This is a genomic window from Streptomyces sp. TSRI0281 (genome assembly GCF_001905125.1).
Classification (GTDB): Bacteria; Actinomycetota; Actinomycetes; order Streptomycetales; family Streptomycetaceae; genus Streptomyces.
On sequence record NZ_LWLE01000006.1, the window covers coordinates 118,476 to 144,762 of the forward strand.

Consider the following 26,287-nt stretch of genomic DNA (forward strand, 5'->3'; position numbering starts at 1 on the left):
AGACAGTCCGACTGTAGGTCACGCTGGTCCACCTTGGTAGTGAAACGGCTACGGAGAGGAGCGGGACTATGCCTGTCGAACCACAGGAAGCCCCCCGCGTACCGACCCCCGGCACACTCATGGTGGACACCAGCCGCAAAGACCGTGTCGGAGAGTTCCGAGGGGTCGCCGGCCCGTACTGGGCGCTGCGCCCGGTCCGGGGCGGAGTCGAATGGGAAGCCGACCCCGAACACCTCCGCCCCGCGAACCGCATAGAGCGGCTGCGGGCCGAGACCGCGCGGTGCAACGCCCGGAGTGAGGGGCGGCTGCTGTGACCGGGAGGACAGCTACGCACTACGCGGCCGAGGTCAGCGGCGGTGACGCGGTGAGGCGCGTGGAGCTCGGCGGGTTCGTCGCACCGTCCCGGCGGCTGGCGCTCCGCTGGCTCCGTGGCCGGGCGCTGTGGTTCGCCGAAGCGCTGGACCCGGCCGCCCACGCACCGTGGGTGCCGCCCGCCGCCCTGCACCCGGTGACACACGCCGGGCGGGACGCACCCGCCGACCTTCGCGCGTGGGCCGAGGACATCGGGCACCAGGACTACGCGCTGCGGCGACTCGCCGCGGGCTTCACGTTCGAGTTCATCGCGCGCGACGACGCCTGTTGGTACGGACTCGCCGCCCGCCCCTGTCCCCTGCCGGGCACACCCCGAACCGGCATACCCCCGGTGCACGCGTGACTCCGCCGACCCCCGCACACGAAAGAGAGCAGGAGCAGATGGGCCCCATGTTCGACCAGCGCAGCCGCACCCGCCGGACCAACGCGGATGTGAGAGCCGCGCAGGACCGGGTGTACGCCTCACGCGCGGCTCTGACCGCCACGTACCAGGAGGGGGCGGGGATGGCGGTTCTGGCCGCGGAGTACGGCGTCAGCCGCCCGTGGCTCCGTGAGCGCTTCGTAGAATGGGGCGTACCGGTCCGGGGGCGCCGCACCGGAGTCGGGGGAGACGCGTGTTGACCCCGTTCGTCGCCTCACGAAGTACCGATCAAGGCGTGTCGCATTCCGAACTGACCATTGGTGACGGTGCCAACGGGCCTCAGCTCGCGTACCGGAACATGCGCCCGGAGGACCGGGACAAACACGGCAACCTGTGGGTGCGTGTCCATGACCGGCCCGGCGGACGCGTCCTGTACGACTCCATGCATCCGATCCGCCAACGCCTCTGCATGGAAGGCATGTTGTGCCAGATCTGCGCGGGCCCCGCGGACCGGAACAAGGACGGCTGGCTCTTCATCGACTGGCTGCGCGAGGACTCGCCCCCGACGTGGCCCGAACGGTCCGTGACCGCGATGCCACCCCTGTGCGCCGAGCACGCACGGGTATCGGTCGGACAATGCCCGCACTTGCGCCGTGGTCGGTTCGCCGTGCTCCGCGTGCGCAAACCCCACCTCTACGGGGTGGCGGGGGCCCTCTACCGGCTCACCGCGAACGGGTGGGTCACCTCCGAACATGACCAGCTCTCCCCGTACAGCAAGCCCCGCTATCCCGGCATGCTCGCGACCCGTCTCCACCGGGAGTTGCGCGGTGTGACGGTCGTAGCGCTCCCTTGACCCGGCCCACCCTGAACACCCGGTCGGCCAGAGCCCCGGCCCGACCGGCCGTTCCGGATAACCGCCGCACTCACCATCGACTTTGGCGAAGGTGACCAGCTCCGCGACGCCGCCGACCTTGACGTGAGCGCGTCCGCGTTCGGCCCGTTCAACCGTCCGCAGCTCGGCGGGTCGGCTGGTGTCCGACTTCTTGCCAGGGCCCCTTGACCGGGTGAGCCGAGTGGGTGACGCTCAAGCAATCCGCTGCAATCGGTTCGGCACAGGGAGGGGTCATGCGCTTGCGTTTCCTGGGGATCATCCCGGACACCGGCAAGGACGATTCGCCCACCATCTGGCTGGACGAGGACAGCGGAGACCTGCTGATCCAGTCCTACCGGGCCACCGCGGAGGAGGTGAAGGCGTGCCAGGAGATCGGTTCGATCCCCGGCCACGGCACGGACGTCCCGGACCACGAAGCGATCATTCGGCTGCCCAAGGCCATGATCCAGTACATTCCTCGACCGGACGGAGCCATTGCCCGTGAAGCCTCCGGCACGTGAGCCGTTGTCCCGTGCGCGGCGAACCGCCATCCATCTAGAGGTCCGTGATCAGTACGCGAGCACTGATCCCGATTTCCTCGAATGGTGTGAGGGGCGTCGCACCTTCACGCCGGACAACCGTGCGGACTGGTGGGAAGGCTGGCACGACGCGGTGCAGGCTGCCGTTTCGCGTGGGGTCTCGGTTCGTCGTGCCCGCGTGGTATCCGAGCCTCTGACTGAGTACATTCGGTGGGAACACGACTACACGGTGACCAACATCATCGCGGGTGAGGATGTTCGCTGGCTTGCCCGAAGCCAAGCGAAGTACCTCGCGGTGCCTGCTGTGGATTTCTGGGTATTCGACGACGAGTTGGTGCTTTTTCATCACTTCAGCGGGGACGGCGTCCTGACGGAACGCGAGTACGTGAACGACGTAGCCTTGGCTGCGTGGTGCGTTGATGCATTCGATGCCGTCTGGGAGCGGGCCACGCCTCACGAGGAGTACAAGCCGGTCTAGTGCAATCAGTATCATCCAGCGCCCAAGAGGCCCGGAAGGTCTTGGCTGATCGCCTTCGCGAGTTGGTCAAGGATGCCGGGCTGGATGGCAAGGATCTCGCGGCCTTGTGCGGCTGGCACCCTTCAAAGGTTTCTCGAATCTCGACAGCGAAGACACAACCGAGTGAGGGCGATATTCGGTCGTGGTGCCGCGCGTGTGATGCCGAGGATCAAACAGGCGACTTGATCGCCTCACTGCGGGCCGCAGAGGGCACATGGCTGACGTGGCGTCGGCTGGAGCGCGCGGGACTCAAACGGTCCCAAGAGGAAAGGCTACCGCTGTACCAGCGCACGCGACGTTTCCGTTCGTACAGCGTGTGGGCACTTCCCGGACTTCTTCAGACCTACCAGTACACCGAGGACGTACTTCGGACGATTCAGCAGCAGCGGGTGCCCGTGGATGACGTGGCCGACGCGGTGGCTGCCCGTATGGAGCGGCAGCGAGTACTGCACGAGGGACAGCGGGTGTTCGCTTTCCTGATGGAAGAACCCGTTCTCAGGAACACACTCAGCACTGCGGAAGCGCAGGAAGAACAGCTTGAGCATCTGCTCACTGTAAGTTCTTTTCCTCATGTCAGTCTCGGTGTTGTTCCAATCGTTCAGCGACGCCCTCAACTTCCGGTTGAGAACTTTTGGATCTATGACAACACACAAGTAAATGTGGAGTTGGTGTCGGGATACTTGACGCTGACTCAGCCCAGCGAGGTCAAGGCGTACTCGGATACCTACACCAAGCTCGCCGACATGGCTGTCTACGGTGCGCGTGCGCGTGCCTTGATCTGCAAGGCACGCGACTCGATCGTCTGACTGGTCTGCAATCACGTGCAATCGACTATGAGTTGAGGTCCTGACCTCCCTAGCGTTGTCGTGATTCAGACGACGTGAAGGGGTCGGCATGAGCGAGCCGCGAACCTCCCCAAGTGCACCGGTCGCCGTTCCGCTGAGGCTGGATGCCGGATGCCGGATGCCGACGAAGCGTGCGCGGCGCGGTGGCCGATCGGTTCCGGGGTTCGTTGCGGCTGCGGCAAGCGCGCTGCCCGCACTGGCCGCGACCGGCCGTCTCCAACTCGGAGCCGGCGAGCTGGGCCGTGACCCACCCCCCACAGCTCCAGTTGATCAGCTACCGCAGGCGCCCCGGCGCTTGCCCTGTCGAAGGGGTGCGCATGAAAAGGATCGTTGCTCGTGTGTGGAAACTTATTCGCGGGCCTCTGCAATGGCGTGTCCTGTGGTTTGCACACGCCACATTCATGGTCGGCGTGACGGGCGTGGTGCGAAACGAACAAGGCCAAGTCCTTTTGCTCAAGCACCGGATGTGGCCCGCCGACCGCCCATGGGGCCTTCCTACCGGCTACGCCGTCAAGAGCGAGGAATTCCCGAAGACGATCGTTCGGGAAGTTCGGGAAGAGACGGGTCTTGAAGTCGTTCCAGGAAGACTGGTTCAGGTAACCAGCGGCTACAAGCTGCGCGTGGAAATCGCCTACGAGGCACTTCACACGGGTGGAACTCTCAAGCTCGACGGGTTCGAGATTCTGGAGGCGAAATGGTTCAGCCCGGATGCGCTCCCGGAGGGGATGCAAGAGAGTCACGTTCAGCTCGTCAAGGCGGGCTCACCGACGTAGCGGGACTAGCGCCGAACGAGTCCATAACCGGCGCGAGGGCAATCGCCGCACTGGAAGCTATGCGTGCCGACGCGTCTCCGCTGACGGGAGAGCACCCCGCTCACATCTTTCGGCCCCTCTCGGAAATGCTCAGCCGGTGGGCGGCAGACGGGATCGATACCATCCCGTTTCATGCTGGTGTCGAAAATGCCACGCGCCGGTACACCGGGTACGGGCTGGCCAGGATGCTGCCGCTTGATCGCGTTTGGGTCGGCTGTGACTCTTCGCGTTCCGGTGCCTTCGGCGGATTTCACCACCCGAACCAGGGATACCGGCACTTTCAGATGGTGGCCGTCATCACCATGTACGGACCCATGGAACGCCGGAATCCCGAGCGCCCCGCGCTGGCCCTTCTCGACCTGCTTCGCGCGTACGCCCATGACTGCCTTCACTACGGATCGCGTCGGCGGTATGTGGAAGTGGCAGGCGTACCCGTCCGAACTCAGTATGGAATCAACTACCGCCGGTCAACCGGACAGTCCTATTCGGCTGCCGACCAGCACGGAAGTCACCACACCCGCAATATCGGAATCGTCATGGAAGGTGTGTGCGACAAAGAGGCGCGTTCCATCACCCGGCGGACGGCAGAGTGCTTCGGCGTGCCGGAGCCCTCGGACATTCTCGGTTCCCTCGCGTTTCGAGACGTGACGGGAACGCTGACGGAAGGGGACGCCGACCGTGCGGCGGGGCTGTCGGGAAGCGACGAGCAGACGCGATACGCAAAGGCCCTCACCGGCTACGAGAATGGCGTCAATCGTCGCTACGCGCGCTTCCTTGAGGAGTTCGCACCCGGTGAGGAAGGCGAGTGCCACACACGGCTCCTCGGAGCCGTCATCAGCGGTGACGCGACCGTACTGGGGGCGTGGCTGGACGAGCGGCACGGCCCGGGGACCTTCACCGGTCTGTTCCGCACGCCGGGGTACTTCGACCCTGCCTCGACCGCGTGAGCGGTCTCCCGACGGCCCCGTCCGTGCGCTGCCCCGTGGCGCATGCCCGCTGGGTGTGCTGCGTGTCCTGGTACTCGTCCTCGCCGCGGTCGTGCACCTAGGTGCCTCGCCGCGGCACGGTGCAGACGTACCCGCATTCCCGCAGGTGCCGTGAGCGACCCCGGAGTGACCCTGTACGCGCCCCGAGTCACGCCTTGGCGTCCGGCACCTGCCAGTCCAGCACCTGGCACCAGCAGGGGGCGAGCAGGGGCAGATCGTGGGAATCGACGACGTGGTGGTACAAGCGAACGGCCATGCCCGCCAGTATCCCCTGGCGGGCATGGCCGTTCGCCGCATGTCTCAGACGTTGAAGCCCAGCGCGCGCAGCTGCTCGCGCCCGTCGTCCGTGATCTTGTCCGGGCCCCACGGCGGCATCCAGACCCAGTTGATCCGCAACTCGCTGACGATGCCGTCGGTGGCGGACTTCGCCTGGTCCTCGATGACATCGGTCAGCGGACAGGCCGCGGACGTCAGGGTCATGTCGAGGGTGGCGATGTTGGCGTCATCGACGTGGATGCCGTAGATCAGGCCCAGGTTGACGACGTCGATGCCCAGCTCGGGGTCGACCACGTCGTACAGCGCCTCGCGGACCTCCTCCTCGGAGGCCGGCTTGGTGGTGAGAGTCTCGTTGTCGCTCATGCCGTCTTCCCTTCGGACAGCGCCTTCGCCGTCGCGTCCTTCCACGCCATCCAGCTCAGCAGCGCGCACTTGACCCGGGCCGGGTACTTGGAGACACCGGCGAACGCGACCGCGTCCTCCAGCACCTCCTCCATCTCGTCGTCCGGCTCCAGCTGGCCCTTGGACTGCATCAGCTCCAGGAACGCGTCCTGGATCTTCCGCGCCTGGGCGAGCTCCTTGCCGACCAGCAACTCGTTGAGAACCGAGGCGCTGGCCTGGCTGATGGAGCAGCCCTGTCCCTCGTAGCTCACGTCGACGATGGTCTCGCCGTCGTACTTCACCCGGAGTGTGATCTCGTCACCGCACGTCGGGTTGACGTGATGCACCTCGGCGTCGCCGTCCCGCAGGCCACGCCCGTGGGGGTGCTTGTAGTGGTCCAGGATCACTTCCTGGTACATGGATTCCAGCTTCACCAGTCAGCCCTCAGCCGAAGAAGTTCCGGACGTGCTCCAGACCGTCCACCAGGGCGTCGACCTCGGCGGGCGTGGAGTACAGATAGAACGACGCTCGCGTCGTTGCGGGAATTCCGTACCGCAGGCAGACCGGCCGCGCGCAGTGGTGGCCGACCCGGACGGCGATGCCCTGCTCGTCGAGGACCTGGCCCACGTCGTGCGGGTGGATGTCGCCGAGCGTGAAGGAGATCGTGGCGCCGCGGTCCTCGGCCGTCGCCGGGCCGATGATCTTGAGGTCCGGGACCTCCAGGAGGCGCTTCACCGCGTACTCGGTGATCGCGTGCTCGTGGCGGTAGATCTTCTCCATGCCGATCGCGGAGAGGTAGTCCACGGCCGCGCCGAGGCCGACGGCCTGGGCGATCGGGGGCGTACCCGCCTCGAACTTGTGCGGCGCGGGGGCGTACGTCGACGAGTGCATCGACACGGTCTCGATCATCTCGCCGCCGCCGAGGAACGGGGGCAGGTCCTCCAGGAGTTCCTGCCGTCCCCACAGCACGCCGATGCCGGTCGGGCCGACCATCTTGTGGCCGGTGAAGGCCACGAAGTCGGCCTGCAGCGCCTGTACGTCGAGCACCATGTGCGGTGCCGCCTGCGAGGCGTCGATGCAGACCAGCGCGCCGACCTGCTGGGCGCGGCGGATGATCTTCTCGACCGGGTTGATCGTGCCCATGATGTTCGAGACCAGCGTGAAGGAGACGATCTTCGTCTTCTCGGTGATGATCTCGTCGATGTTGGACAGGTCGAGACGGCCGTCGTCCGTGATGCCGAACCACTTCAGCTTCGCGCCGGTGCGCTGCGAGAGCAGCTGCCACGGCACGATGTTGGAGTGGTGCTCCATCTCGGTGGTGACGATCTCGGTGTCGCGGTCGACCCGATAGGGCTCATCCGCCCAGCCCAGCATGTTGGCCACGAGGTTGAGCGACTCGGAGGCGTTCTTGGTGAAGATCACCTCGTTGCGGCTGGGCGCGTTGATGAAGGCGGCGACCTTGTCGCGGGCGCCCTCGTACAGCGCGGTGGCCTCCTCCGCGAGGGTGTAGACACCGCGGTGGACGTTGGCGTTGTGCCGCTCGTAGTACTCGTTGAGCGCGTCGAGCACCTGGCGCGGCTTCTGCGAGGTCGCCGCGCTGTCCAGGTACACGATCTTCTTGCCGTCGTGGACCGTGCGGTCCAGGATGGGGAAGTCCTTGCGGATCGCCTCGGTGTCGAGGAGGCCGGTGAGCCCCTGTCGGGCGTCAGTCACGCGGAAGCGCCACCCTTCACATATGCCTCGTAGCCCTCGTTCTCCAGCTTGTCGGCGAGTTCGGCGCCGCCGGATTCGGCGATGCGGCCGTTGGCGAAGACATGGACGAAGTCGGGCTTGATGTAGCGGAGGATCCGCGTGTAGTGCGTGATCAGCAGGGTGCCGACCTCGCCGCCCTCGCGGACCCGGTTGACGCCTTCGGAGACGGTCTTCAGCGCGTCGACGTCCAGGCCGGAGTCGGTCTCGTCGAGGATCGCGATCTTCGGCTTGAGGAGCTCCAGCTGAAGGATCTCGTGGCGCTTCTTCTCGCCGCCGGAGAAGCCCTCGTTGACGTTGCGCTCGGCGAAGGCCGGGTCCATCTGGAGGCCGGCCATCGTCTCCTTGACCTCCTTGACCCACGTACGCAGCTTGGGTGCCTCGCCGCGGACGGCGGTGGCGGAGGTGCGCAGGAAGTTGGAGACCGAGACACCGGGGATCTCGACCGGGTACTGCATGGCGAGGAACAGGCCGGCGCGGGCGCGCTCGTCGACGGACATCTCCAGGACGTCCTCGCCGCCGAGGGTGACCGTGCCCCGCGTGATCGTGTACTTGGGGTGACCAGCCAGCGAGTACGCGAGGGTGGACTTGCCGGACCCGTTGGGGCCCATGATGGCGTGGGTCTCGCCCTGCTTCACGGTCAGGTCGACGCCCTTGAGGATCTCCTTCGTGGCGTTGTCGGCCTCGACGGTGACGTGCAGGTCGCGGATTTCAAGCGTTGCCATGGGTGACTCAGGACTCCTGGGTGACGGAGACGAGCACATCGTCCCCTTCGATCTTTACGGGGTATACGGGGACGGGGCGCGTCGCGGGAAGGCCGGACGGCTTACCGGTGCGGAGGTCGAAGCTCGATCCGTGCAGCCAGCACTCGATCATGCAGTCCTCCACCTCGCCCTCCGACAGCGAGACGTTCGCGTGCGAGCAGATGTCGTTGATCGCGAACACCTCGCCCTCGGTACGGACGACGGAGACGGGTGTGCCGTCGAGCTCCACCCGCTTGGGGGTGTCGTCCTCCAGCTCACTCAGCGCACAGGCTTTGACGAAGGCCATCAGACGGACGCCTTCAGCTCGGTCTCGATCTTGTCGAGGAGACGCGCTTCGACGTCCGGCAGGCCGATCTGCTGGACCAGTTCGGCGAAGAAGCCGCGCACGACGAGACGGCGGGCCTCCTCGGCGGGGATACCGCGCGACTGGAGGTAGAAGAGCTGCTCGTCGTCGAAGCGGCCGGTCGCCGAGGCGTGGCCGGCGCCGACGATCTCGCCGGTCTCGATCTCCAGGTTCGGTACGGAGTCGACCCGGGCACCGTCCGTGAGGACGAGGTTCCGGTTCATCTCGTAGGTGTCGGTGCCCTCGGCCTTCGCCTGGATGAGGACGTCACCGATCCACACGGCGTGTGCGCCGTCGCCCTGGAGCGCGCCCTTGTACACCGCGTTGGACTTGCAGTGCGGGGTGTTGTGGTCGACCAGGAGGCGGTGCTCCTGGTGCTGGCCCTTGTCGGTGAAGTACAGGCCGAACAGCTCGGCCTCGCCGCCGGTGCCCGCGTAGGCGACCCGCGGGTGCAGACGCACCAGGTCTCCGCCGAAGGTGACGACGATCGACTTGAACGAGGCGTCCCGGCCGATCAGCGCGTTGTGCTGGCCGACGTGGACCGCGGTGTCGTCCCAGTCCTGGACGGAGACGACGGTCAGCTTCGCGCCGTCGCCGACGATGTACTCGACGTTGGCGGCGAGGACCGCGTCACCGGTGTGGTCGATGACGACGACCGCTTCGGCGAAGGCACCCAGCTCGATGACCTGGTGGCCGTACGCCACGCCGCCCTCGCCGTGCACCGCGATGCGGATCGGCTCGGTGAGCACGGCCTCCTTGGCGACCGTGACGACCGAGGCCTGCTCGAAGGCCGAGTACGCCTGGGCGGCGACCCGGTCCACCGGCGTGCCGGCCTTGCCGAGCCGTGCGTCGTCGCGGCCGACGGTCTCGACGGTGACGCCCTCGGGCGCCTCGATCGCGACCTTGACGCCGCCGCCGGTGGCGACGGCGGTGCCGTCGTGCAGCCCGCGCAGCCGCTCCAGCGGCGTGAACCGCCACTCCTCCTCGCGGCCGTGCGGGACCGGGAAGTCCGCGACGTCGAAGGACGGGGGCGCGCTCATGCGCGTGGCGACGGTCGACTCGGCGGCCACCGCGATGGACCCGGCGGTGGTGGAGCCCGCCGGAATGTTCTGAGCCTCAGCCATGGCTGTCGTAGTGCTCGCTTTCTCAGTCAAGAACTCGGGGGATTCGTGCGGTGGTACGGCGCTCGGCCGTACTAGCCGACCGAACCCTCCATCTGCAGCTCGATCAGCCGGTTGAGCTCCAGGGCGTACTCCATGGGCAGCTCCTTGGCGATCGGCTCGACGAAGCCACGCACGATCATCGCCATGGCCTCGAACTCGGTGAGTCCGCGGCTCATGAGGTAGAAGAGCTGGTCCTCGGAGACCTTGGAGACGGTCGCCTCGTGGCCCATCGACACGTCGTCCTCGCGGACGTCGACGTAGGGGTAGGTGTCGGAGCGCGAGATCGTGTCGACCAGCAGCGCGTCACAGAGCACGTTGGACTTCGCGCCCGGCGCGCCCTCGCCGATCTCGATCAGACCGCGGTAGGAGGTCCGGCCGCCGCCTCGCGCCACCGACTTGGAGACGATGTTGGAGGAGGTGTTCGGAGCCATGTGCACCATCTTGGCGCCGGCGTCCTGGTGCTGGCCCTCGCCCGCGAAGGCGATGGAGAGGGTCTCGCCCTTGGCGTGCTCGCCCATCAGGTAGACGGCCGGGTACTTCATGGTGACCTTGGAGCCGATGTTGCCGTCGACCCACTCCATGGTCGCGCCCTCGTACGCCACGGCGCGCTTGGTGACGAGGTTGTAGACGTTGTTCGACCAGTTCTGGATGGTCGTGTAGCGGCAGCGGCCGCCCTTCTTCACGATGATCTCGACCACGGCGCTGTGCAGCGAGTCCGAGGAGTAGATCGGCGCGGTGCAGCCCTCGACGTAGTGGACGTAGGCGTCCTCGTCGACGATGATCAGCGTCCGCTCGAACTGGCCCATGTTCTCCGTGTTGATACGGAAGTAGGCCTGGAGCGGGATCTCGACGTGGACACCCTTGGGCACGTAGATGAACGAGCCACCGGACCACACGGCCGAGTTCAGCGAGGCGAACTTGTTGTCACCGACGGGGATGACGGTGCCGAAGTACTCCTTGAAGAGCTCCGGGTGCTCCTTCAGCGCCGTGTCGGTGTCCATGAAGATGACACCCTGCGCCTCCAGCTCCTCGTTGATCTGGTGGTAGACCACCTCGGACTCGTACTGGGCTGCGACACCGGCGACGAGGCGCTGCTTCTCCGCCTCGGGGATGCCGAGCCTGTCGTACGTGTTCTTGATGTCCTCGGGCAGGTCCTCCCAGGACTCCGCCTGCTTCTCGGTGGACCGCACGAAGTACTTGATGTTGTCGAAGTCGATGCCCGACAGGTCGGAGCCCCAGTTCGGCATGGGCTTCTTGCCGAAGAGCTTCAGGCCCTTGAGCCGGAGCTTCAGCATCCACTCGGGCTCGTTCTTCTTGTCCGAGATGTCGCGGACGACAGCCTCGGAGAGACCGCGCTTCGCCGCCGCGCCTGCCGCGTCGGAGTCGGCCCAGCCGAATTCATACGTGCCCAGACCCTCGAGCTCAGGGTGGGCAGTCTCCGTAGGGAGCGTCATGCGGGGTTCCTCCCGGCCGTACTTGCGGATGCTGATGGGGTGGTCTGTGGTGGTGCGTGACCGCTGCGCGGCACGAACGTCGTACACACGCCGTCGCCGTGGGCGAGGGTGGCCAGACGCTGCACGTGGGTTCCCAGGAGGCTGGAGAAGAATTCCGTCTCCGCCTCGCACAGCTGCGGGAACTGTTCGGCGACATGCGCGACCGGGCAGTGGTGCTGGCACAGCTGCTCGCCCTGCTGGGGGCCCGGCGCGCTTCGCGCCATAGCAGCGTACCCGTCGGCCGACAAGGCCTTGGCCAACGCCTCGGCGCGGTCCTCGGGGGCCGCGGCCTCGACCGCCTCGCGGTACCCCTCGGCCTGGACGGCCATCCGGGCACGGGCGAAAGCGAGCACGGCCTCGTCGCCCGAGGTCTCGGCGATCCAGCGCAGCGCGTCCGCGGCGAGCTTGTCGTAGGACTGGTCGAAAGCGTCCCGGCCGCAGTCCGTCAGGGCGAACACCTTGGCGGGACGGCCGCGGGTCCGTGCCCCGTACACCCGCTGTTCGCGGGCTTCGACGACGTCGTCGGAGACGAGGGCGTCGAGGTGGCGGCGGACGGCGGCCTGGGTGAGGCCGACGCGCTTGGCCAGATCGGCGGCGGTGGACGGGCCGTGGTCCAGGATGGAGCGCGCGACCCGGTTGCGCGTCGAGCGCTCACCGGTCGCGAGTTCCTCCTGCGGAGCCTCGCCAACGTATTTCACAACGCCATTGTTGCGTAATTCATCCGGCCTTGACAACCACGGTCCGGAACGATCAACGGTGCGATTCGTCACTTAGGGTTACCTAATTTGGCCTCGCGGACCGGCCTGCGAGCCTCCCCGACGGGCCCGCAGGCCTCCCCGCACCGGCCTGTGGGCCTCCCTCGCCGGGGCCCGCGCCCCTCCCCGGAGACCGCCCGCGCCCCTCCCCGGAGACCGCCCCGCTCCCGGCCCTGCCTAGACTTACCCGCCATGAAGAGCGAGCCTGTCGTACAGGTCAAGGGCCTGGTGAAGCGGTACGGCACCAAGACCGCACTCGACGGCCTCGACCTGGCCGTCCCGGCCGGCGCGGTGACCGCGGTCCTCGGACCGAACGGCGCCGGGAAGACCACCACGATCGAGACCTGCGAGGGCTACCGCCGCCCCGACGCGGGCACCGTACGGGTCCTCGGCCTCGACCCCGTCACCGAGGCGGAGAAGCTCCGCCCGCGGATCGGCGTCATGCTTCAGTCCGGCGGGGTCTATTCGGGTGCGCGGGCCGAGGAAATGCTCCGGCACATGGCGAGACTGCACGCCCACCCCCTGGACGTCGACGCCCTGATCGAGCGCCTCGGCCTCGGCAGCTGCGGGCGGACCTCCTACCGCCGACTCTCCGGCGGCCAGCAGCAGCGCCTCTCGCTCGCCATGGCGGTCGTCGGCCGCCCCGAGCTGCTGTTCCTGGACGAGCCGACCGCGGGCCTGGACCCACAGGCCCGCCGCTCCACCTGGGACCTCGTACGGGAGCTGCGCGCCGACGGCGTGTCGACCGTCCTGACCACCCACTTCATGGACGAGGCCGAGGCACTGGCCGACGACGTCGCGATCATCGACGCGGGCCGGGTGATCGCCCGGGGCAGCCCCGAGCAGCTGTGCCGGGGCGGCGCCGAGAACACCCTGCGCTTCACCGGCCGCCCGGACCTGGACCTCGGCTCGCTGCTCAAGGCGCTGCCGGACGGCAGCGAGGCGGCCGAGCCGGTCCCGGGGACGTACCGCATCACCGGACAGATCGACCCGCATCTGCTGGCCACCGTCACCTCCTGGTGCGCCCAGCACGGCGTCATGCCGGACGGCATCTCCGTGGAGCGGCACACCCTGGAGGACGTCTTCCTCGAACTGACCGGCAAGGAGCTGCGCGCATGAGCGCCGGTACGTACGCCCCCCGCCCGGGGGCCGCCCCGCTGTCCCGCATGATCGCCGCGCAGACCGCGCTGGAGACGCGGATGCTGCTGCGCAACGGCGAGCAGCTGCTGCTGACGGTGATCATCCCGGCGCTGCTGCTGGTGCTGTTCGGCGCGGTCGACATCGTGGACACCGGCTCGGGCGAGTCGGTCGACTTCCTGACGCCCGGCATCCTCGCGCTCGCGGTGATGTCGACGGCCTTCACCGGCCAGGCCATCGCCACCGGCTTCGAACGGCGCTACGGGGTGCTCAAGCGGCTCGGCGCCTCTCCCCTGCCGCGCTGGGCCCTGATGACCGCGAAGACGCTGTCGGTGCTGGTCACCGAGGTGCTCCAGATCGTGCTGCTGACGGTGATCGCCTTCGCGCTCGGCTGGTCGCCGCACGGCAACCCCTTCGCCGTCCTGCTGCTCCTGGTGCTGGGCACCGCGGCCTTCTCCGGGCTCGGACTGCTGATGGCGGGGACGCTGAAGGCGGAGGCGACACTCGCGGCCGCCAATCTGGTCTTCCTGCTGCTGCTGGTCGGCGGCGGGGTCATCGTGCCGCTGGACAAGTTCCCGGACGCGGTGCGGTCCGTGCTGGACCTGCTGCCGATCTCGGCGCTCTCCGGCGGGCTGCGGGACGTGCTCCAGCACGGGGCGTCCATGCCCTGGGGCGATCTCGGCATCCTGGCGGTCTGGGCGGTGCTGGGGCTGGGCGCGGCGGCGCGCCTCTTCCGCTGGGAGTGAGCGGTCGCTGACATTCCGGTGATGTCCGGAGTCGTCCGGGAACGACCCCACCCCTCGTGAAAACATGCACAAGCCCCGGCCTACGATGGTCCGCGTGGAAACCCCCCTCTCCTCCATCGCCAAGCGCTGGACGCCGTCCACCAAGGTGGTCCGGCGCGCCGCGCTCTCCGCGGTCGTGATGACCGTGTTCATCATCGTCACGGGCGGCGCCGTCCGGCTGACCGGCTCCGGCCTGGGCTGCGACACCTGGCCCAAGTGCACCGACGACAGCCTCTTCGCCACGCCCGAGCAGGGTCTGCACGGCGCCATCGAATTCGGCAACCGGATGCTCACCTACGTCCTGTCGGCCGCGGTCGGCTGGGCGATCATCGCGGTGCGCTCCGTCAAGCCCCGCCGCCGCGGACTGTCGCGGCTCGCCTGGTCGCAGTTCTGGCTCGTGATGGGGAACGCCGTCATCGGCGGGATCACGGTCTGGGCCGGCCTCAACCCGTGGTCCGTGGCCGGGCACTTCCTGCTGGCCAACGGCCTGCTCACCGTCGCCGTCATCACCTGGGTGCGGGTCGGCGAGGGCGACGGCCCGGCCGTCCCGCGCGCCCCGCGCCCCGTACGCAATCTGTCCTGGGCCATCGTCGCCACCACGGTCGTCCTGATCGCCCTCGGCACGACGGTCACCGGTTCCGGCAAGCACGCCGGTGACAGCAGCGACGTCCCGCGCATGCCGTGGGACTGGAACGCGGCGGCCCATGTGCACGCCATCGGTGCCTGGGTGGTCTGCGCCCTGGCCATCGCCATGTGGCTGGCCCTGCGGATGGTGGACGCGCCCGCCGACACCCGGGCACGCTCCCGTGACCTGCTGATCGTGCTGGTGGCGCAGGGCGCGATCGGTTACGTGCAGTACTTCAGCGACGTCCCCGAGGTCCTGGTCGGCATCCACATGTTCGGCTCGTCCCTGATGTGGATCGCCGTACTGCGGCTGGCGCTGAGCATGCGGGAGCGGGCTGCCGTCGTGGCCGCCCCGGTGCCCGGCCCGTCCGCCGAGCGGCCGGAGACCGCGCCCGCGAGCTGAACCCGGCGCGGCGGCCGACGCCCGTCGCCCTCACCCCGGACAGCGAAACGCCGCCCCCGGTCTGCGGGAGGCGGCGTTTCGGCGTCCCTGACCCACCCGGCCGCACGCGTGCGTACGACCCGACGGGTGAACTCCGGCTCCGGATCCGGTCCGGGCCCGCGTGCTGCACGGGCCCGGGTGCCGCCCGCTGCCGGAGCGGGCGGCTCAGCGGTCGTTGGACGGGCCGCCGACCTGGATGCCGGCCATCCTCGACCACTCGTACGGGCCGGTGCGGACCTTGGCCGCGAACTCGCCGTCGAAGGACTCGTGCATCGTGATCCCGGACTTCCGCGCGGCGTTCTCCGCGACGGCGTACGACGGTGCCACGAGGTCGCCCCAGCCGCCGTCCTCGCCGACGAGGACGATGCGGGTGCCGGTCTGCCCGGTGTAGGCGAGCTGTCCCTCGGCACCGCCGTGCGCCTTGGCGAAGGCGCCGATCTGCTTGGCGAGCTTCGCCGCCCTGCGCTCCGCACGGGCCGCCTGCCTGCTGTCCGCCCGCTGGGTCTCTGCCGTGTCTGCTGCCGTCTCTGCCATGCACAGGATGCTACCGACGGGTAGATCAAACGGCGACGGGCGGGGTACGTGGCCTGGGCCACGTACCCCGCCCGTGGAGGCAGGTGCCGCGTCAGCGGAGGAAGGGGTCCACCGCGACCGCGACGAAGAGGATCGACACATAGGTGATGGACCAGTGGAACAGCCGCATCTCCTTGAGCTTGCCGCCGGTGACCCCGGCCTTGGCGCGGCTCTGGAGGCCGTGCGCCTCCCAGAGCCAGAAGGCGCCGGCGAGCAGCGCCACCACCGTGTAGAACCAGCCGGTGTAGCCCAGCGGGGTCAGCAGGAGCGAGACGGCGACCATCACCCAGCTGTAGAGGACGATCTGGCGGGCGACCACCTGGTTGGAGGCGACGACCGGGAGCATCGGGACGCCGACCCGGGCGTAGTCCTCCTTGACCTTCATGGACAGCGGCCAGTAGTGCGGCGGGGTCCAGAAGAACATGACGGCGAAGAGGATGACGGCGGCCCACGACATCGAGTTGGTCACCGAGGACCAGCCGATGAGGACCGGAAGGCAGCCCGCGATTCCGCCCCAGACGATGTTCTGCGAGGTACGGCGCTTCAACAGCATCGTGTAGACGACGACATAGAAGAGGAGCGCGCCGAGCGCGAGCCACGCCGAGAGCCAGTTGACGAAGAACCCGAACCAGAGGGTGGAAATCACCGCGAGGGCGATTCCGAAAGCCAGGCACTCGCGTGGGCTCACCATGCCGGTGACCAGCGGACGCTGCGACGTACGGTCCATCAACGCGTCGATATCACGGTCGATGTACATGTTCAGCGCATTGGCACCGCCCGCGGAAAGATATCCGCCGGTGGTGGTAGTGAGTACGAGCCACAGGTCTGGCACACCCTGAGCGGCGAGGAACATCACCGGAACGGTGGTGATGAGCAACAGCTCGATGATCCGCGGCTTGGTAAGCGCCACGAATGCCTTGATGCGGGCCCCGAACGGGCGATGGCCCCCTGGGCTCGGAGTCAAGGCGACCCCTGCGGGTCGGGACTCGACGGCCGTCACGCACACCCCTGACAGAGAAATCCCAGCAAGCTCCAGGCGTGAAGGCCCGGTAAATACTTGCGCGAACCAGTCCACTGTAGACGTTGCGGATACGCCGTTCTTCGCGGGGGTGGGGTCGTGTTGGGGTGGCGCCGCGGTGAACGGACGCATTCCGTCGGGAGGCGAAGTGGACAGGTCGCCCGCACCCTGGAAAGTGCCCGGAAATCGAGCGTGGTGACGGGGGTAGGCTCGACAATGCCCGGTGCGGTATCAGCCACCGGTTACAACAGTGGAGAGGAGCCCTGACTCAGGGTGAGCACCAAGCCGACCACCACAGACCTCCAGTGGACCGAATTGGACCAGCGGGCCGTGGACACTGTCCGCGTCCTCGCCGCGGACGCCGTACAGAAGGTCGGAAACGGCCACCCGGGTACGGCGATGAGCCTGGCTCCCGCCGCGTACACCCTCTTCCAGAAGGTGATGCGGCACGACCCCGCGGACGCCGACTGGACCGGCCGCGACCGGTTCGTCCTCTCTGCCGGCCACACCAGCCTGACCCTCTACATCCAGCTCTACCTGGCCGGTTACGGCCTGGAGCTCGATGACCTGAAGGCGTTCCGCACCTGGGGTTCCAAGACGCCGGGCCACCCCGAGTACGGGCACACCACCGGTGTGGAGACGACCACCGGGCCGCTGGGCCAGGGTGTCGCCAACGCCGTGGGCATGGCCATGGCGGCGCGGTACGAGCGCGGCCTGTTCGACCCGGACGCGGCTCCCGGCACCTCCCCGTTCGACCACAACGTGTGGGTCATCGCCGGTGACGGCTGCCTCCAGGAGGGCATCTCGTCGGAGGCGTCCTCGCTGGCCGGGCACCAGAAGCTCGGCAACCTGACCATGCTGTGGGACGACAACCACATCTCCATCGAGGGCGACACGGAGACCGCGGTCTCCGAGGACACCCTCAAGCGGTACGAGTCGTACGGCTGGCACGTCCAGCGCGTCGACCAGCTGCCCAGCGGCGACCTGGACCCCAAGGGTCTGTACGACGCGCTGCTGGCGGCCAAGGCGGAGACCGAGCGTCCCTCGTTCATCGCGGCCCGTTCGATCATCGCCTGGCCGGCCCCGAACGCCCAGAACACCGAGGCCGCGCACGGCTCGGCGCTCGGCGACGACGAGGTCGCGGCCATCAAGCGGGTCCTGGGCTTCGACCCGGAGAAGACCTTCGAGGTCTCCGACGAGGTCATCGGGCACACCCGCCAGGCACTGGACCGCGGCCGTGAGGCCAAGGCCACCTGGGAGAAGTCCTTCGCCGCGTGGCGCACCGCCCATCCGGAGCGCGCCGCCGAGTTCGACCGGATCGCCGCGGGCGAGCTGCCCGAGGGCTGGGAGGAGAAGCTCCCGGTCTTCGAGCCGGGCAAGAGCGTCGCCACCCGTGCCGCTTCCGGCAAGGTGCTCCAGGCGCTCGGCGGGATCATCCCCGAGCTGTGGGGCGGCTCCGCCGACCTCGCGGGCTCGAACAACACCACGATCGACAAGACCTCCTCGTTCCTCCCGGCGGGCAACCCGCTGCCGGGCGCGGACCCCTACGGCCGCACGATCCACTTCGGCATCCGCGAGCACTCCATGGCCGCCGCCATGAACGGCATCGCGCTGCACGGCAACACCCGCATCTACGGCGGCACCTTCCTGGTGTTCTCCGACTACATGCGTAACGCCGTGCGCCTGTCCGCGCTGATGCACCTGCCGGTGACCTACGTGTGGACGCACGACTCGGTCGGCCTCGGCGAGGACGGCCCGACCCACCAGCCGGTGGAGCACCTGGCCGCGCTGCGCGCCATCCCGGGCCTGAACATCGTGCGCCCGGCCGACGCCAACGAGACCACGATCGCCTGGCGCGAGATCCTGCGCCGCTACACCAAGGTGTTCGGCAAGGGCGCCCCGCACGGTCTGGCGCTCACCCGGCAGGGCGTGCCGACGTACGAGGCGAACGAGGACGCGGCCAAGGGCGGCTACGTGCTCTTCGACGCCGACGGCGGCGAGCCGCAGGTCGTGCTGATCGGTACCGGCTCCGAGGTGCAGCTCGCCGTGGAGGCGCGCGAGCAGCTCCAGGCGGCCGGTGTGCCGACCCGGGTCGTCTCGATGCCGTCGGTCGAGTGGTTCGAGGAGCAGGACCAGGCGTACAAGGACAGCGTTCTGCCGCCGTCCGTGAAGGCCAGGGTCGCCGTCGAGGCGGGCATCGGTCTGACCTGGTACCGGTACGTCGGGGACGCCGGCCGGATCGTGTCGCTGGAGCACTTCGGTGCGTCGGCCGACGCGAAGGTGCTGTTCCGCGAGTTCGGCTTCACCGCCGAGCACGTGGCCGCCGCCGCGCGGGAATCTCTCGCCGCCGCCGCGCGCTGACGCCGGTATAGACGACTAGTAGGAGATGCAATTCTCATGACAGACGCACTCAAGCGCCTCTCCGACGAGGGCGTGGCGATCTGGCTCGACGACCTGTCGCGCAAGCGGATCACCTCCGGCAATCTCGCCGAGCTGATCGACCAGAGCCACGTCGTGGGTGTCACGACCAACCCGTCGATCTTCCAGAAGGCGATCTCCTCGGGTGACGGTTACGAGCAGCAGCTCACCGACCTCGCCACCCGCAAGGTGACCGTCGACGAAGCCATCCGGATGATCACGACGGCGGACGTCCGTGACGCCGCCGACATCCTGCGTCCGGTCTTCGACGCGACGGACGGCCAGGACGGCCGGGTCTCCATCGAGGTGGACCCGCGTCTGGCCCACCACACCGCGCCGACCGTCGCCGAGGCCAAGCAGCTGGCCTGGCTGGTGGACCGGCCGAACACGCTCATCAAGATCCCGGCGACGAAGGCCGGTCTGCCGGCGATCACCGAGGTCATCGGCAAGGGCATCAGCGTCAATGTGACGCTGATCTTCTCGCTGGAGCGCTACCGCGAGGTCATGGACGCCTACCTGGCGGGCCTGGAGCAGGCGAAGGCCGCGGGCCTGGACCTCTCCAAGATCCACTCGGTGGCGTCGTTCTTCGTGTCCCGGGTCGACAGCGAGATCGACAAGCGGCTCGACGCGCTGGGCACGGACGAGGCCAAGGCGCTGAAGGGCAAGGCGGCGCTCGCCAACGCCCGTCTCGCCTACCAGGCGTACGAGGAGGTCTTCTCCTCGGACCGCTGGGCCGCGCTCGACAAGGGCCAGGCCAACAAGCAGCGTCCGCTGTGGGCCTCGACCGGCGTCAAGGACCCCGCGTACAAGGACACGCTGTACGTCGACGACCTGGTCGCCCCCGGCACGGTGAACACCATGCCCGAGGCCACGCTGGACGCCACGGCGGACCACGGACAGATCATCGGCAACACCATCGCCGGCACCTACGAGCAGGCACGCGCCGAGCTCGACGCCGTCGAGAAGCTCGGGATCTCCTACGACGACGTCGTGGGGGTCCTGGAGGACGAGGGCGTCGAGAAGTTCGCGGTGTCCTGGAACGACCTGCTCACGTCCACTGAGGCAGAGCTCAAGCGCCTCGCCCCTTCGGAGGGCTGACCACCTTGTCTGGTGTTCCCGGAGCCAACCCGCTTCGTGACGCCCAGGACCGACGGCTCCCGCGTATCGCGGGGCCGTCGGGCCTGGTCATCTTTGGCGTCACGGGCGATTTGTCCCGCAAAAAGCTGATGCCCGCTGTCTACGACCTGGCCAACCGCGGCCTGCTGCCGCCGGGCTTCTCGCTCATCGGCTTCGCCCGTCGCGAGTGGCAGGACGAGGACTTCGCCCAAGAGGTCCACGACGCCGTCAAGCAGCACGCCCGTACCCCCTTCCGCGAAGAGGTCTGGCAGCAGCTCATCCAGGGGATGCGCTTCGTCCAGGGCAACTTCGACGACGACGACGCCTTCGAGACCCTGAAGGCCACCATCCAGGAACTCGACAAGGCACAGGGCACGGGCGGCAACTTCGCCTTCTATCTGTCCGTGCCGCCGAAGTTCTTCCCCAAGGTCGTCCAGCAGCTCAAGAAGCACGGGCTCGCCGACCAGAAGGAAGGCTCGTGGCGGCGTGCCGTCATCGAGAAGCCGTTCGGGCACGACCTCACCAGCGCGCAGGAGCTCAACCAGCTCGTGCACGACGTGTTCCCGCCCCACGAGGTCTTCCGGATCGACCACTACCTGGGCAAGGAGACGGTCCAGAACATCCTGGCGCTGCGTTTCGCCAACACGATGTTCGAGCCCATCTGGAACCGCTCCTACGTCGACCACGTCCAGATCACGATGGCCGAGGACATCGGCATCGGCGGCCGGGCCGGGTACTACGACGGCATCGGTGCGGCCCGTGACGTCATCCAGAACCACCTGCTCCAGCTGCTGGCGCTGACCGCGATGGAGGAGCCCGGCTCCTTCCACCCGAAGGCGCTGGTGGCCGAGAAGCTCAAGGTGCTCACGGCGGTCGAGCTGCCGGAGGACCTGGGCAAGCACACCGTGCGCGGCCAGTACGCGCACGCGTGGCAGGGCGGCGAGGAAGTCCCCGGTTACCTGGAGGAGGACGGTATCGACCCCAAGTCGACGACCGACACCTTCGCGGCGATCAAGCTCACGATCAACAACCGCCGCTGGGCGGGCGTGCCGTTCTATCTCCGTACCGGAAAGCGGCTCGGCCGCCGGGTCACCGAGATCGCGGTCGTCTTCAAGCGGGCCCCGTATCTGCCCTTCGAGTCCGGCGCGACCGAGGAGCTGGGCGGCAACGCCCTGGTCATCCGGGTCCAGCCGGACGAGGGTGTGACCGTGCGGTTCGGCTCCAAGGTGCCCGGCACCTCGATGGAGGTCCGGGACGTCACGATGGACTTCGCGTACGGCGAGTCCTTCACGGAGTCGAGCCCCGAGGCGTACGAGCGGCTGCTGCTCGATGTGCTGCTCGGCGATGCCAACCTCTTCCCCCGTCACCAGGAGGTCGAGCTCTCCTGGACCATCCTCGACCCGATCGAGGAGTACTGGGACACGCACGGCAAGCCCGCGCAGTACGCGGCCGGTACCTGGGGTCCGGCCGAAGCCGACGAGATGCTCGCACGCGACGGACGGAGCTGGCGCCGGCCATGAAGATCGATCTCACGGAAACCACGTCCAGCAAGATCAACCAGGCCCTGGTGTCGGCCCGCCGGGCCATCGGCACCCCGGCCATCGGCATGGTGCTCACGCTGGTCATCGTCACCGACGAGGAGAACGCGTACGACGCGCTCAGGTCGGCGGGCGACGCCTCGCGCGAGCACCCCTCGCGCATCATCGCGGTGATCAAGCGGCTCAGCCGGTCGCCGCGCAGCCGCCGCGACGCCCGGCTGGATGCCGAGGTCCGGGTCGGTTCCGACGCGGGCACCGGCGAGACCGTCGTCCTGCGTCTGCACGGCGAACTGGCCAACCACGCCCAGTCGGTGGTCCTGCCGCTGCTGCTGCCGGACGCCCCGGTCGTGGTGTGGTGGCCCGAGGGCGCGCCCGCCGAACCGGCGAAGGACCCGCTGGGCGCCCTCGCCCAGCGCCGGATCACGGACGCCTACTCCGCCGAGCGCCCGCTCGACGAGCTGGCGGTCCGCGCGGCGACGTACCACCCCGGCGACACCGATCTGGCCTGGACCCGCATCACGCCGTGGCGCTCGATGCTGGCCGCCGCGCTGGACCAGCAGCCCGCCGAGGTCACCGCCGCGACCGTCGAGGGCGAGAGCGACAACCCCAGCTGCGAACTGCTCGCCATGTGGCTCGCGGACCGGCTGGGGGTCCCGGTGGAGCGCACGCTCTCCGGCGGTCCCGGTCTGACCGCGGTCCGGCTGGACACGAAGGACGGCGTCATCGTCCTGGACCGCGCCGACGGCTCACTGGCCACGCTCTCCATGGAGGGCCAGCCGGACCGCGCGGTGGCGCTCAAGCGACGGGAGCCCGCCGAGCTGCTCGCGGAGGAGCTGCGGCGGCTCGACCCGGACAACACCTATGAGTCCGCGGTGAAGTTCGGTGTGGAGCGCCTCGCCGGTCCGACGCGGGCACCGGCGGCGAAGACCGTCCGGGCGGCGGAGACGGCCGCGGACCGGCCGGCGGAGCAGCCGGCCGGCGACGCGCCGAAGGCCGCCGCGAAGAAGGCCCCGGCCAAGAAGGCGGCGTCCAAGTGACGGTGCCCCAACTGGTCGTGCACCGCGACAAGGAGCTGATGGCGCAGGCCGCGGCTGCCCGGCTGATCACGAAGATCGTGGACGCCCAGGCGGCGCGCGGCAGCGCCTCGGTGGTGCTGACCGGTGGGCGCAACGGCAACGGCCTGCTGGCCGCACTCGCCGCGGCGCCCGCCCGGGACGCGGTCGACTGGGCACGGCTCGACCTGTGGTGGGGCGACGAGCGGTTCCTGCCCGAGGGTGACCCCGAGCGCAATGTCACGCAGGCCCGCGAGGCCCTGCTGGACTCGGTACCGCTGGACCTGGCCCGGGTGCACGCGATGCCGGCCTCCGACGGCCCGTACGGCGGTGACGCGGACGAGGCGGCCGAGGGATACGCCGCCGAACTCGCCGCCGCGGCGGGGCCGGAGGACCACGGCCCCGTACCGACGTTCGACGTGCTGATGCTGGGCGTCGGCCCGGACACGCATGTCGCGTCGCTCTTCCCGGAGCTGCCCGCGGTACGGGAGACCGTGCGCACCGTCGTCGGTGTGCACGGCGCCCCGAAGCCGCCGCCGACCAGGGTCTCCCTCACGCTGCCCGCGATCCGGGCGGCGCGCGAGGTGTGGCTGCTGGCGGCGGGCGAGGACAAGGCGGAGGCCGCGGCCATCGCGCTGTCCGGTGCCGGGGAGATCCAGGCACCGGCGGCGGGGGCGTACGGACGCTCCAGGACGCTGTGGCTGCTGGACGCCCCGGCGGCCTCGCGGCTGCCGCGTGCGCTGTATCCGCCGGCCTCTTCCTGAGAGGCCGTCAGCAGGACGGTACGGAGGCCCGGTTCGCTCATGGAGCGGCCGGGCCTCCGTCATGACCAGCGCCGTGAAAGGCTCGGCCCATGGTGCGCATCGGAAGCGTGGTGATGGGCGCGTCGGACGTGGCGCGGGCGGCGGCCTTCTGGAAGGCGGCGCTGGACTATGTGGAGCGCGAGCCCGCGACGGACGACTGGGTGGTGCTGGTCCCGGACGGGGGGACGGGGGCCGGGCTGTCGCTGGGGCGCAGCGAGTCCGCGGTGCAGGAGGTCCCGCGGGTCCATCTGGACCTCTACTCCGCCGCCCAGGACGCCGAGGTGGAACGGCTGCTCGCGCTCGGCGCGGTCCGGGTGGCATGGGAGCTCTACCCGCCGGACCCGGACTTCGTCGTGCTGGCCGACCCCGAGGGGAACAGGTTCTGCGTGATCGACACGGAGCACGGCGGCTGACCGCCCTCAGACGTCCTTCGGAGCGAGCTCCGGTGTCCTCGGGGCGGGCTCCGGTGTCCTCGGGGCGGGCTCGGGCGTGCTCGGGGCGTGCTCGGGCGCCGGGATTCGCCCGGGCGTCCTCGGGGTGCGCTCCGGGCTCCTCGGGGTGCGCTCCAGGAAGGGCTCCAGGAGGCCGGGGACGGCTTCGGCGGCGAAGGTGAGGCCCTCGGCCGCGTCGGTGTCGTACGCCGTGTAGGCGCCCGCTCCGGCGGCCGTGGTGGCCGTGACGCTCAGCAGTCCGGCCCGCCGCTGGAAGTACGACTGTTTGACCGTCCAGCCGATCACTCCGGCCCGCTCCAGGGCCGCGGTGGAGCGGCTCACGGTGCCCGACCGGGTCACCAGGTACCGGCCGCCGACGGCATGTCCGAGCGCCCGGTACGCGTCCAGCGCGAGCAGGACCGCGACGGGCGGGAACACCACCGCGCAGGCGAGCGCGATCCAGAGCAGGACGGGCGTGAGCAGTGCCCCGAGCACGGCCAGGACCAGGGCGGGAGCGAGGGTCGACCAGAGCGCCCAGCCCACTCTCCGGCGGCGGGCGGCACGGGGGTGCCCGGTGAGCGGGACCCCGGTCGGAGTGCGTGTCTCCCGCAGCACCTCGGCGGCGACGGTGTCGGCCAGTTTCCGGGGCACGGGCGGGAGCAGGGTGTTGTGGTCGGCGTTCTTCGAGTCCTCGTCCTTGGCCATCCCGGTGGTGATCGCGTCCAGCCGGGCGGCGCCGAGCAACCGGACGCCGAGCGGCTCCACGAGGTCCACCCCGTGCAGCCTGGCCTCCTCGACGGAGATGGACCGGGTGGTCAGCAGCCCGCGCCGGACCCGCAGGGTGCCGCCCGGCTCACGCTCCAGGCGGTAGTTCCACCACATCTCGACCCAGAGTCCGAGCGCTCCGACGGCCCCCGCGACGACGGCCGCCACGACCAGGGTCACGACCGTCCAGAGCACCGGAGTGTCCCGGAAACGGTCGCCGACCCAGGCGATGACCTGACGCTGTGCCCCGACCCACTCGCTGACCTGCAGCACCGCTCCGGCCGCGGCTCCGCCGAGCATCGGGGCGACGAAGGAGACCGGGGCGTAGCGGATCCAGCGCGGGTCGAGGGTGACCAGCTCACCCTCGCGGTGGGTGCCTTCGGTGCCGGTGGCGGTGCGTTCCAGCAGAAGCCTGCGCAGCCGTTCGCCCTCGCCGCGGGTCACCGGGTCGAGTTCCAGGGTGGATTCACCGCCGGTGTGCTCCCCGGTGCCGATCCTGACCGTGACGAGGCCGAGGAGACGCAGCATCAGGTGGGCGGTGAGGTCGACGCTGCGGATGCGTTCGCGGGCCAGGGAGCGCTGCTTGACGAGCAGGAGGCCGGTGTGGAGGTCGACGCGTTCGGGGCCGACGCGGTAGCGGGTGCGGCGCCAGCGGACGTAGTCACCGGCCGTCGCGCAGCCGATCAGCAGGACGGCCCCGGCCAGCACCCACAGCGCGGCCGTTCCCGTCCCGAGGCGGCCGGAGAGACCGACGGTGGTCGGTACGGCCGCGCCCGCCACGACGCCCGCCGTGACGAGCGCGGTGACGAGCACCGTACGGGGATGCAGGCGGCGCCAGTCGTCCACCGCGCTCATGTGGCGTCGCCGGGGGTGTCCCGGGTGATCCGCGTCAGCCGCTCGGCCAGTTCCGCCGCCACCTCGTGGTCCAGGCCCTCGATCTTCACCGCGCCCTTGGCCGACGCGGTGGTGACGGTGACCGTGGCGAGCCGGAAGAGCTGTTCCAGCGGACCGCGCACGGTGTCCACGGTCTGGATGCGGGACATCGGCGCGATCCGCCACTCCTGCCGGAAGACGCCGGTGCGGACGTACACCGCGTCCTCGGTGACCTCCCAGCGGTGCGTACGGAACCACCACAGGGGGAGAAGGACGGCACAGGCCGATCCGGCCGCCGCCAGCACCGCGGCGGGCAGCAGCAGCCAGAGGCGGGCGGGCTCGACGATCGCGCCCAGCACACCGAGCACCACGACCGGCAACGCGGTCAGCAGCGCCCACTGGGCCCGCCACCAGCCGACGGCCCGCCCGTCGAGTCTGTTGTTCGGCGGCCGGAGCCGTACCGTTCCCTCCCCCCGCGGCATCGG

Annotated in this window: 30 protein-coding genes; 18 read left to right on the plus strand and 12 right to left on the minus strand. The window is 69.2% G+C overall.

Annotation, left to right across the window (positions count from 1 at the left end; genetic code table 11):
- The first annotated feature begins 68 nt into the window (after positions 1-68).
- From A6A29_RS13260 to A6A29_RS13300, 9 genes are all read left to right on the plus strand, one after another.
- Positions 69-314: a hypothetical protein gene (locus A6A29_RS13260; protein WP_073720263.1), complete on the plus strand. Its 246-nt coding sequence runs from the start codon at positions 69-71 to the stop codon at positions 312-314.
- Entirely contained in the window at positions 311-715 is a 405-nt protein-coding gene (locus A6A29_RS13265; RefSeq protein ID WP_073720264.1) for a hypothetical protein, read from the plus strand. Before A6A29_RS13260 ends, A6A29_RS13265 begins: the two co-directional genes overlap by 4 nt.
- A 47-nt stretch (positions 716-762) precedes the next feature.
- Positions 763-993, plus strand: a complete 231-nt coding sequence (locus A6A29_RS13270; protein ID WP_073720265.1) for a hypothetical protein — start codon at positions 763-765, stop codon at positions 991-993.
- Positions 994-1,028: 35 nt separating this feature from the next.
- On the plus strand, positions 1,029-1,586 hold the full coding sequence (locus A6A29_RS13275; protein ID WP_073720266.1) for a hypothetical protein: 558 nt from the start codon (positions 1,029-1,031) through the stop codon (positions 1,584-1,586).
- Positions 1,587-1,858: 272 nt separating this feature from the next.
- Complete coding sequence (locus tag A6A29_RS13280; RefSeq protein WP_073720267.1) at positions 1,859-2,125, plus strand: hypothetical protein; 267 nt, start codon at positions 1,859-1,861, stop codon at positions 2,123-2,125.
- Positions 2,106-2,621 (plus strand): DUF6879 family protein, encoded by a 516-nt coding sequence (locus A6A29_RS13285; protein WP_073720268.1) that lies wholly within the window; start codon positions 2,106-2,108, stop codon positions 2,619-2,621. The genes A6A29_RS13280 and A6A29_RS13285 overlap by 20 nt, the downstream gene beginning before the upstream one ends.
- Positions 2,622-2,662: 41 nt before the next feature.
- Positions 2,663-3,466 (plus strand): helix-turn-helix domain-containing protein, encoded by an 804-nt coding sequence (locus A6A29_RS13290; RefSeq protein ID WP_241838446.1) that lies wholly within the window; start codon positions 2,663-2,665, stop codon positions 3,464-3,466.
- 356 nt (positions 3,467-3,822) lie between these two features.
- Positions 3,823-4,278, plus strand: a complete 456-nt coding sequence (locus tag A6A29_RS13295) for an NUDIX domain-containing protein (RefSeq protein ID WP_073720350.1) — start codon at positions 3,823-3,825, stop codon at positions 4,276-4,278.
- Positions 4,279-4,337: 59 nt separating this feature from the next.
- On the plus strand, positions 4,338-5,264 hold the full coding sequence (locus A6A29_RS13300; protein ID WP_198953061.1) for a hypothetical protein: 927 nt from the start codon (positions 4,338-4,340) through the stop codon (positions 5,262-5,264).
- Positions 5,265-5,603: 339 nt separating this feature from the next.
- Here A6A29_RS13300 and A6A29_RS13305 read toward each other — a convergent pair whose 3' ends face one another.
- The 8 genes from A6A29_RS13305 to A6A29_RS13340 all read right to left on the minus strand — a co-directional run bounded on the left by A6A29_RS13305 (position 5,604) and on the right by A6A29_RS13340 (position 12,170).
- The gene (locus A6A29_RS13305) at positions 5,604-5,942 is read right to left on the minus strand and encodes a metal-sulfur cluster assembly factor (RefSeq protein ID WP_073720270.1); all 339 of its coding nucleotides are present in this window, start codon (positions 5,940-5,942) and stop codon (positions 5,604-5,606) included.
- The gene (sufU, locus tag A6A29_RS13310) at positions 5,939-6,394 is read right to left on the minus strand and encodes a Fe-S cluster assembly sulfur transfer protein SufU (protein ID WP_073720271.1); all 456 of its coding nucleotides are present in this window, start codon (positions 6,392-6,394) and stop codon (positions 5,939-5,941) included. The genes A6A29_RS13305 and sufU overlap by 4 nt, the downstream gene beginning before the upstream one ends.
- A 10-nt stretch (positions 6,395-6,404) precedes the next feature.
- Positions 6,405-7,673, minus strand: coding sequence for a cysteine desulfurase (locus tag A6A29_RS13315; RefSeq protein ID WP_073720272.1), 1,269 nt, complete (start codon positions 7,671-7,673; stop codon positions 6,405-6,407).
- The gene (gene sufC / locus A6A29_RS13320; protein WP_073720273.1) at positions 7,670-8,434 is read right to left on the minus strand and encodes a Fe-S cluster assembly ATPase SufC; all 765 of its coding nucleotides are present in this window, start codon (positions 8,432-8,434) and stop codon (positions 7,670-7,672) included. Before sufC ends, A6A29_RS13315 begins: the two co-directional genes overlap by 4 nt.
- Positions 8,435-8,441: 7 nt before the next feature.
- Entirely contained in the window at positions 8,442-8,759 is a 318-nt protein-coding gene (locus tag A6A29_RS13325; RefSeq protein ID WP_073720274.1) for a bifunctional 3-phenylpropionate/cinnamic acid dioxygenase ferredoxin subunit, read from the minus strand.
- Positions 8,759-9,940 carry a Fe-S cluster assembly protein SufD gene (sufD, locus tag A6A29_RS13330; protein WP_073720275.1) on the minus strand — a complete coding sequence of 394 codons (1,182 nt, stop codon included), beginning with the start codon at positions 9,938-9,940 and terminating at the stop codon, positions 8,759-8,761. The genes A6A29_RS13325 and sufD overlap by 1 nt, the downstream gene beginning before the upstream one ends.
- Positions 9,941-10,011: 71 nt before the next feature.
- A complete protein-coding gene (gene sufB, locus A6A29_RS13335) occupies positions 10,012-11,433 on the minus strand; it encodes a Fe-S cluster assembly protein SufB (RefSeq protein ID WP_073720276.1) in 1,422 nt (473 codons plus the stop codon).
- Entirely contained in the window at positions 11,430-12,170 is a 741-nt protein-coding gene (locus A6A29_RS13340; RefSeq protein ID WP_073720277.1) for a helix-turn-helix transcriptional regulator, read from the minus strand. Before A6A29_RS13340 ends, sufB begins: the two co-directional genes overlap by 4 nt.
- Positions 12,171-12,419: 249 nt before the next feature.
- Between A6A29_RS13340 and A6A29_RS13345 the strand changes: the two genes are divergently transcribed.
- The 3 genes from A6A29_RS13345 (at position 12,420) to A6A29_RS13355 (ending at position 15,176) form a co-directional block, all read left to right on the plus strand.
- Positions 12,420-13,346, plus strand: coding sequence for an ABC transporter ATP-binding protein (locus tag A6A29_RS13345; RefSeq protein WP_073720278.1), 927 nt, complete (start codon positions 12,420-12,422; stop codon positions 13,344-13,346).
- Entirely contained in the window at positions 13,343-14,110 is a 768-nt protein-coding gene (locus A6A29_RS13350) for an ABC transporter permease (RefSeq protein WP_073720279.1), read from the plus strand. The genes A6A29_RS13345 and A6A29_RS13350 overlap by 4 nt, the downstream gene beginning before the upstream one ends.
- An 85-nt stretch (positions 14,111-14,195) precedes the next feature.
- On the plus strand, positions 14,196-15,176 hold the full coding sequence (locus A6A29_RS13355) for a COX15/CtaA family protein (protein WP_073720280.1): 981 nt from the start codon (positions 14,196-14,198) through the stop codon (positions 15,174-15,176).
- A gap of 204 nt (positions 15,177-15,380) precedes the next feature.
- Here A6A29_RS13355 and A6A29_RS13360 read toward each other — a convergent pair whose 3' ends face one another.
- Positions 15,381-15,749: a hypothetical protein gene (locus A6A29_RS13360; RefSeq protein WP_073720281.1), complete on the minus strand. Its 369-nt coding sequence runs from the start codon at positions 15,747-15,749 to the stop codon at positions 15,381-15,383.
- Positions 15,750-15,840: 91 nt separating this feature from the next.
- A complete protein-coding gene (locus A6A29_RS13365; protein ID WP_073720282.1) occupies positions 15,841-16,794 on the minus strand; it encodes a heme o synthase in 954 nt (317 codons plus the stop codon).
- A 285-nt stretch (positions 16,795-17,079) separates the two neighbouring features.
- On the opposite strand from A6A29_RS13365, the gene tkt reads away from it, so the two are divergent.
- The 6 genes from tkt (at position 17,080) to A6A29_RS13395 (ending at position 24,146) form a co-directional block, all read left to right on the plus strand.
- Positions 17,080-19,167, plus strand: a complete 2,088-nt coding sequence (gene tkt / locus A6A29_RS13370) for a transketolase (protein WP_073720283.1) — start codon at positions 17,080-17,082, stop codon at positions 19,165-19,167.
- A gap of 36 nt (positions 19,168-19,203) precedes the next feature.
- A complete protein-coding gene (gene tal, locus A6A29_RS13375) occupies positions 19,204-20,322 on the plus strand; it encodes a transaldolase (protein ID WP_073720284.1) in 1,119 nt (372 codons plus the stop codon).
- A 5-nt stretch (positions 20,323-20,327) separates the two neighbouring features.
- Entirely contained in the window at positions 20,328-21,860 is a 1,533-nt protein-coding gene (zwf, locus tag A6A29_RS13380) for a glucose-6-phosphate dehydrogenase (RefSeq protein WP_073720285.1), read from the plus strand.
- Positions 21,857-22,915, plus strand: coding sequence for a glucose-6-phosphate dehydrogenase assembly protein OpcA (gene opcA, locus A6A29_RS13385; protein WP_073720286.1), 1,059 nt, complete (start codon positions 21,857-21,859; stop codon positions 22,913-22,915). The genes zwf and opcA overlap by 4 nt, the downstream gene beginning before the upstream one ends.
- On the plus strand, positions 22,912-23,694 hold the full coding sequence (pgl, locus tag A6A29_RS13390; RefSeq protein WP_073720287.1) for a 6-phosphogluconolactonase: 783 nt from the start codon (positions 22,912-22,914) through the stop codon (positions 23,692-23,694). Before opcA ends, pgl begins: the two co-directional genes overlap by 4 nt.
- An 89-nt stretch (positions 23,695-23,783) precedes the next feature.
- Entirely contained in the window at positions 23,784-24,146 is a 363-nt protein-coding gene (locus A6A29_RS13395; RefSeq protein ID WP_073720288.1) for a VOC family protein, read from the plus strand.
- A gap of 6 nt (positions 24,147-24,152) precedes the next feature.
- Here A6A29_RS13395 and A6A29_RS13400 read toward each other — a convergent pair whose 3' ends face one another.
- Positions 24,153-25,784, minus strand: coding sequence for a PH domain-containing protein (locus A6A29_RS13400; RefSeq protein ID WP_079182729.1), 1,632 nt, complete (start codon positions 25,782-25,784; stop codon positions 24,153-24,155).
- Positions 25,781-26,284: a PH domain-containing protein gene (locus tag A6A29_RS13405; RefSeq protein ID WP_073720289.1), complete on the minus strand. Its 504-nt coding sequence runs from the start codon at positions 26,282-26,284 to the stop codon at positions 25,781-25,783. Before A6A29_RS13405 ends, A6A29_RS13400 begins: the two co-directional genes overlap by 4 nt.
- Between the last annotated feature and the right edge of the window lie 3 nt (positions 26,285-26,287).

Bases quoted from the DNA above. Each gene is read 5' to 3' on its own strand.
- A6A29_RS13260 (WP_073720263.1), top strand. From the start codon at position 69: ATGCCTGTCGAACCACAGGAAGCCCCCCGCGTACCGACCCCCGGCACA.
- A6A29_RS13270 (WP_073720265.1), top strand. From the start codon at position 763: ATGTTCGACCAGCGCAGCCGCACCCGCCGGACCAACGCGGATGTGAGA.
- A6A29_RS13280 (WP_073720267.1), top strand. From the start codon at position 1,859: ATGCGCTTGCGTTTCCTGGGGATCATCCCGGACACCGGCAAGGACGAT.
- A6A29_RS13295 (WP_073720350.1), top strand. From the start codon at position 3,823: ATGAAAAGGATCGTTGCTCGTGTGTGGAAACTTATTCGCGGGCCTCTG.
- A6A29_RS13300 (WP_198953061.1), top strand. From the start codon at position 4,338: ATGCGTGCCGACGCGTCTCCGCTGACGGGAGAGCACCCCGCTCACATC.
- A6A29_RS13305 (WP_073720270.1), bottom strand. From the start codon at position 5,942: ATGAGCGACAACGAGACTCTCACCACCAAGCCGGCCTCCGAGGAGGAG.
- sufC (WP_073720273.1), bottom strand. From the start codon at position 8,434: ATGGCAACGCTTGAAATCCGCGACCTGCACGTCACCGTCGAGGCCGAC.
- A6A29_RS13325 (WP_073720274.1), bottom strand. From the start codon at position 8,759: ATGGCCTTCGTCAAAGCCTGTGCGCTGAGTGAGCTGGAGGACGACACC.
- sufD (WP_073720275.1), bottom strand. From the start codon at position 9,940: ATGGCTGAGGCTCAGAACATTCCGGCGGGCTCCACCACCGCCGGGTCC.
- sufB (WP_073720276.1), bottom strand. From the start codon at position 11,433: ATGACGCTCCCTACGGAGACTGCCCACCCTGAGCTCGAGGGTCTGGGC.
- A6A29_RS13345 (WP_073720278.1), top strand. From the start codon at position 12,420: ATGAAGAGCGAGCCTGTCGTACAGGTCAAGGGCCTGGTGAAGCGGTAC.
- A6A29_RS13350 (WP_073720279.1), top strand. From the start codon at position 13,343: ATGAGCGCCGGTACGTACGCCCCCCGCCCGGGGGCCGCCCCGCTGTCC.
- A6A29_RS13355 (WP_073720280.1), top strand. From the start codon at position 14,196: ATGGTCCGCGTGGAAACCCCCCTCTCCTCCATCGCCAAGCGCTGGACG.
- A6A29_RS13360 (WP_073720281.1), bottom strand. From the start codon at position 15,749: ATGGCAGAGACGGCAGCAGACACGGCAGAGACCCAGCGGGCGGACAGC.
- tal (WP_073720284.1), top strand. From the start codon at position 19,204: ATGACAGACGCACTCAAGCGCCTCTCCGACGAGGGCGTGGCGATCTGG.
- opcA (WP_073720286.1), top strand. From the start codon at position 21,857: ATGAAGATCGATCTCACGGAAACCACGTCCAGCAAGATCAACCAGGCC.
- A6A29_RS13395 (WP_073720288.1), top strand. From the start codon at position 23,784: ATGGTGCGCATCGGAAGCGTGGTGATGGGCGCGTCGGACGTGGCGCGG.
- A6A29_RS13400 (WP_079182729.1), bottom strand. From the start codon at position 25,784: ATGAGCGCGGTGGACGACTGGCGCCGCCTGCATCCCCGTACGGTGCTC.
- A6A29_RS13405 (WP_073720289.1), bottom strand. From the start codon at position 26,284: ATGCCGCGGGGGGAGGGAACGGTACGGCTCCGGCCGCCGAACAACAGA.